This window comes from Neorhizobium petrolearium (assembly GCF_017873175.1).
GTDB lineage: Bacteria > Pseudomonadota > Alphaproteobacteria > Rhizobiales > Rhizobiaceae > Neorhizobium > Neorhizobium petrolearium.
Window position 1 is genome coordinate 1 of sequence record NZ_JAGGJW010000048.1, and the last position, 2,485, is coordinate 2,485.

At 58.1% G+C, this 2,485-nt stretch carries 3 protein-coding genes; all 3 read right to left on the reverse strand.

From position 1 onward, the window contains the following. Positions 1-8: 8 nt before the first annotated feature. The 3 genes from tnpC to J2046_RS33545 all read right to left on the reverse strand — a co-directional run bounded on the left by tnpC (position 9) and on the right by J2046_RS33545 (position 2,396). Positions 9-1,607, reverse strand: a complete 1,599-nt coding sequence (tnpC, locus tag J2046_RS33535) for an IS66 family transposase (protein WP_210059121.1) — start codon at positions 1,605-1,607, stop codon at positions 9-11. Between the two features lie 73 nt (positions 1,608-1,680). Beyond that, positions 1,681-2,025 carry an IS66 family insertion sequence element accessory protein TnpB gene (gene tnpB, locus J2046_RS33540; protein WP_210059123.1) on the reverse strand — a complete coding sequence of 115 codons (345 nt, stop codon included), beginning with the start codon at positions 2,023-2,025 and terminating at the stop codon, positions 1,681-1,683. After that, the gene (locus tag J2046_RS33545; protein ID WP_233470464.1) at positions 2,022-2,396 is read right to left on the reverse strand and encodes a transposase; all 375 of its coding nucleotides are present in this window, start codon (positions 2,394-2,396) and stop codon (positions 2,022-2,024) included. The genes tnpB and J2046_RS33545 overlap by 4 nt, the downstream gene beginning before the upstream one ends. Between the last annotated feature and the right edge of the window lie 89 nt (positions 2,397-2,485).

A 2,485-nucleotide genomic window follows, 5' to 3' on the forward strand; every position in this document is an offset into this window, starting at 1 on the left:
GTAAGCGGTCAGCCGACAGCGCCCTGGTTAAAGTTCCAGGGCATCAGAGCCTCGATATCGTGAGCAGGCCATCCGTTGGCCATGCGAACTAAGGTCTGTGTCAGCCAGGCGAGTGGATCGACGTCGTTCATTTTAGCTGTCTGCAAAAGGGTCGCGATTGTCGCCCATGTATTGCCGCCGCCTTCACTTCCGGCGAATAGGCTATTTTTTCTTGTAATGGTTTGGGGACGGATTGCACGCTCAACAATGTTGGAGTCGATCTCGATGCGGCCGTCATTGAGAAAGCGTTCCAAAGACTGTCGACGGGTCATTGCATAGCGGATCGCCTCCGCGGTCTTGGACTTGCCAGAGACTTTCGCCAATTCCTTTTCCCAGATGTCAAAAAGGTTGGCGACAATGGCCGCGGACCGCTCTTGTCGTGCGGCAGCACGGATGTTGGCATTCTTGCCGCGGATCTCGTCCTCGACCTTCCACAACTCGGCCATCGCCTTCACCGAGGCCGTCGCAGCCTGATTGATGCCACCGATATGCAGTTCGTAAAATTTGCGCCTGACATGCGCCCAGCACCCGGCCAACGTGATGGTTTCGTTGCTGCCGGCCTTGGCCTGCTCTTTGACCATACTTGTATAGGCGCCGTGCCCATCCACTTGGAGAATGCCGTTGAAGCCGCTCAGGTGACGGGCCACACAGCGCCCACCTCTGCTGTCTTCAAATCTATAGGCGACCATTGGTGGCCCTGATCCCCCGAACGGCCGATCATCACGTGCATAGGCCCACAGCCATGCCGTCATTGTTTTTCCCGAACCAGGCACGAGGGTCGGCAATGTCGTTTCGTCGGCAAAGACCCTTTCACCTGCCTTGATCTTCTCCAGGATGTAATCCGCCAGGATCTTGAGCTCGAAGCCGAGGTGACCCATCCATTGGGCCATCAACGAGCGGCTCAGCGCCACGCTATCACGCAGGTAGATCGCCTGCTGACGGTAGAGCGGAAGGCCGTCGGCATATTTGGATACGGCGATGTAGGCCAGCAGCCGTTCGCTCGGAATCCCGGCTTCGATGATATGGCTAGGCGCCAGAGCCTGCAGCACACCGTCACGGCCTCTGAACGCGTATTTAGGCCGTCGGGTAACGATGACCCTGAACTTCGGTGGAATGACATCGAGCCGCTCGGATCGGTCTTCGCCAATCAGAACCTTCTCCAGGCCTCGGCACTCTTCGGGGATTTCAGGCTCGATGACCTCCTCGATGCGCTCGAGATGGGCGGCAAAGCTCTTGCGTGGGCGTGCTTCCCGCTTCGGCTTGTCTTTCCGTGACTGGTCGAGCTCGCTGTCGATCGCCGCCAGGCCGGTCTCGACTTCCTCGAAGGCAAAGTCGATCTGATCGTCGTTGACCCCCAGTCGCAGCCGTTCCGAGCGGGTGCCTTTCTGGGCTCGCTCCAGCACTTTCACAATCGCCGTGAGGGTGGCGATCCGCTCGTCGGTATCCTTCTTGAGCGCCTCAAGCCGGGCTATCTCCGCTCGGGCAGCAGCACCTTCTGCACTCATGGCGACGATCATCGCCTTGAGTGCATCAACGTCGTCAGGAAGGTTCGAAGCAGAGAGCGTCATAGCAGGAAGTAGACCACAAATCGTGATCTTTTCCTAGCGTTTACAGCAACATACGTCGGCTTTCTTGTAGGGTTCAGCCCGTCGAAAGCGGCCTCCTGATTGTCGTTGGACGGATCTTCTTCCAATCCATTCCGGCCAGAAGGGCCATGAGCTGGGCGTGGTCAAGACGGATGCGCGCCGCTGTCGCTGCAGGCCAGCAAAAGCCGTTCCCCTCGATGGTTTTTGAATACAGACATACCCCTGAGCCATCCCACCAGATGATCTTTATTCTGTCCGCTCGTTTCGAGCGGAAGACGTATCGCGCACCATTGAACGGGTCGAGACCGCCGTCCCGCACTAAGGCCATCAGTGACGCGGCACCTTTGCGAAAGTCGACCGGCTGGCACGACACGTAAACGATGACACCCGAGGCAATCATCCTCGGCGCACCGCTTTCACGATTCCGACCAACAGCGCTGGATCGATCGCAGCGCTCACCCGGAGTGCCGTGTCGCCCACCCAGATTTCAACAAGATCCGTCCGCACCGCCTCGAAACGAGTAAACGTCGTCTCGTCTGCCGGCCCCTTATCAAGCCGACGCACCGTACCTGACGCAAGCGCCGTGCGTCGCCAACCAAAAAGTTGTGACGGATCCATTCCATGGGCACGTGCAACCGCCGAAACATTCGCACCGGGGGCCAGAGCCTCCGCTAGGATCAGTGCCTTCTCCTCGTCGGATCGAAACTTCGGCTTTCGCCGCTTCCGCACCGGCTCTGCCGTCAAGATTTCAAACGTCCGGGCCTGATTCATATCTCCGCTCATAGGACTCCTCACATGATTCATCCCGAAAATGAGCGATATCGAACTCTTCTGCTACGTGGGATCGCCTAACCGTTTAC

Coding starts and splice junctions, on each gene's coding strand:
- tnpC (WP_210059121.1), bottom strand. CDS start 1,607: ATGACGCTCTCTGCTTCGAACCTTCCTGACGACGTTGATGCACTCAAG.
- tnpB (WP_210059123.1), bottom strand. CDS start 2,025: ATGATTGCCTCGGGTGTCATCGTTTACGTGTCGTGCCAGCCGGTCGAC.
- J2046_RS33545 (WP_233470464.1), bottom strand. CDS start 2,396: ATGAATCAGGCCCGGACGTTTGAAATCTTGACGGCAGAGCCGGTGCGG.